The organism is Longimicrobium sp. (assembly GCF_036387355.1).
Taxonomy (GTDB): domain Bacteria; phylum Gemmatimonadota; class Gemmatimonadetes; order Longimicrobiales; family Longimicrobiaceae; genus Longimicrobium.
In genome coordinates this window covers 1-2450 of record NZ_DASVTX010000587.1, presented here as the reverse complement: position 1 = coordinate 2450, position 2450 = coordinate 1, and the positions used below count along the sequence as shown (strand labels likewise).

The 2450-nt window shown below is 69.6% G+C and carries 2 protein-coding genes; one reads left to right on the top strand and one right to left on the bottom strand.

Features of this window, described 5'->3' with window-relative positions:
* Positions 1–264 (top strand): response regulator (locus VF665_RS25490; RefSeq protein ID WP_331056317.1); only part of this gene is annotated, 264 nt, incomplete at its 5' end.
* Between the two features lie 338 nt (positions 265–602).
* Here VF665_RS25490 and VF665_RS25485 read toward each other — a convergent pair.
* On the bottom strand, positions 603–2330 hold the full coding sequence (locus tag VF665_RS25485) for a transposase (RefSeq protein WP_331056316.1): 1728 nt from the start codon (positions 2328–2330) through the stop codon (positions 603–605).
* Positions 2331–2450: the final 120 nt, after the last annotated feature.

Sequence of the window (2450 nt, the reverse complement as noted above, 5' to 3'; positions counted from 1 at the left end):
CGCGAGGCGCTGGCGCTGTGGGAGGAGCACGGCGCCAGCGTGGACATGGTGCTCACCGACCTGGTGATGCCGCACATGGGCGGCGAGGAGCTGGCGCGGCACCTGAACACCGTCTGCCCCGCCCTCCCCATCCTCTTCATGACGGGCTACACGCGCGGCGCCGCCCTCAACCGCGAGGCCCTCGGCCCCGGCGCCGAAGTCGTCCACAAGCCCTTCGACGCGGACGAGCTCGCCGAGCGGATCGCGCGGATGCTGGAGCGGTGAGGGGGCGGGCCCCCTCCCCCCGGCCCCCTCCCCCGCCTGCGGGGGCGCAGGGCGGGTGAGGGGGAGAACACCGTGTGGGCTGCGCAGATCCGGTAGGGGCGCGATTCATCGCGCCCGTGTCCTCCGCCGCTCCGCCGCCCGCGATCGGCCCCGGATGCCCGCGCGTGACCGCGATCCGCACCGCATCCGTAGGGGCAGACCTGCGTGTCTGCCCGCCCTCGCCGCCGCACCGCCCCACGCCCGCGGCCCCGATCCCGTAGGGGCCGCCCCACGTGGCTGCCCGTGTCCGCCGCATCGCCGTAGCCCGCATCCGGAACCGTTGAGTCAGGTCCAAGAAGTCACACCGCCAGCTTCCGCGTCTCAGGCAAACACGCGACGTACCCGCCGCTGCGGGTGCTGGTTGTTCGGAAAATGCGCTTTACAGACGCCAGCGGGCGGTATGGCGCGGCTTCCCGACGGTCTCCGGCCGCCGGCGGAGGCGCGGAAGTGCCCGGGCTCAAGGAGACGCGCCGCAGATGACGGTATATCCGCCCGAAGTTGATGGCGATGGCACGCAGGAATGCGTACCGGCTCATTGCACCCAGCCCGCGCGTGCGCAGCTTGCCGTTGCGGCAGGGCGCCTTGAACTGCTTCATCGTGGCTTCCACGTTGGCGCGCAGTGTCCGGCGTTCTTCCGGCAGCGTCTCGAGCCGGCGGTGCCGCGCCTGCTTGAGCACGTCCGCTTCGGTGAAGTAGTGGGTGCGGCCCCCGTGGGCTCGATGCTGCGCCAGGCACACCGCCGCGAACGGGCACCCGCCACAGCTCGCGGCCGCAAACTCGGCCTTGTAGTGCATCGGCGTGGACTGGCCCGGCACCCGGTGTCCCGCTGCGCAGCGGATGTGGAGGAAGCCGGCCTCGTCCCGCTCGATCTCGATGGGCGCCTGCGCCGTACGTCCGCGGATCGCGGTCTGCACCGCCAGGATGCCGAGCTCCGCCTGCAGCCGGTCGTTGTCCTCGCTGGGGTATCCGGCGTCGGTATGGAGCTCCCGCAGGCCGGGCGTCTTCCGGTGCATCTCCGGCAGCCGCTCGCGGAGGATGCTGCTGTCGGCCTGGTTGTTGGGCGCCACGGCCACGTCCGTGATCAGCTGCAGGCCGTTCTCCGGATCCGCCGTCTCGGCCACGTGCAGCACGAAGCCGTGATACTCCGTCTCCTCCTTCTTGTGGAAGGTGGCATCGGGGTCGTCGGGCGACTGGAGCGAGTCGCTCCCGATCTCCTTGGCCGGGCGCACCGCGATCTTCTCGTCGGCGCGCGTGAACTGCTCCGCGAAGACGCGGCGTACGATGCGGTGGATCTCGGTCGAGCCATAGCCGCCTTCCAGCGCCTCGCACATCCAGGCGAAGAGCTCGCCCAGCTGCTCCAGCGCCTGGTCGATGCCGCTCTTGCGCAGCCGGTAGAGGAACTGCCCGGACGTCTTCGCCTCGACGTAGGCGCCGAAGCGCTCCGCATGCTCCTCCTGGTCGGCCTCGCCGAGGGCGCGCCACATCCGGAGCACCACCTCCACCAGCAGCTCGACGCGGGTGTAGTCGCGGATGTTGGAGCCCACCTGGGTCGAGTCGCACCGCTGCGTCGCGCTCCTGAGCCCGAAGCGCTTCAGCTGCTCCTCGCTGAGCCGGTCGAAGACGGCCTGGAACTTGTCCTGGCCGGTCGCCGCCATGTGGTCGCGCAGCCGCTTCTGGAAGTTGAACAGCGTCGCCCGGCAGAAGGCCGCGTCGTCCAGGCTCCACAGCCCCAGCGCGGCCCGCACCTTGAGGTCGAACGTCACGCGGTCCAGCAGCTCCTCGAACGTCCAGTCGTTCACGTGCTGCAGGATCATGGCGCCAACGAGCACGTTGACGGGTGCGTTGGGCCGGCTGGCGGGGGCATTCGCGTAGAGATCGGCGAAGAGCCCCTCGGGAATCCGGCAGAACACCTCTTTGTAGAACGCGTACTCCTTGGATTCGCGCAGCCGTTGCCCGGCCTCTGGACTGAGCTGGGCCTCGATGCCGAAGATGTCCCGCTGGCGGTGCGTCTCGCTGGGTCGAAACACGGTGAGTGCGGTTCCCGAGGAGAAGAGGTGCAGGGTGACGTAAACAGCAATCTAGCATCAGCTTACCTCATCTGCAACCGAACTCGACCGAGCTGCCGAGTGCTTTTTAGACCGGACTCA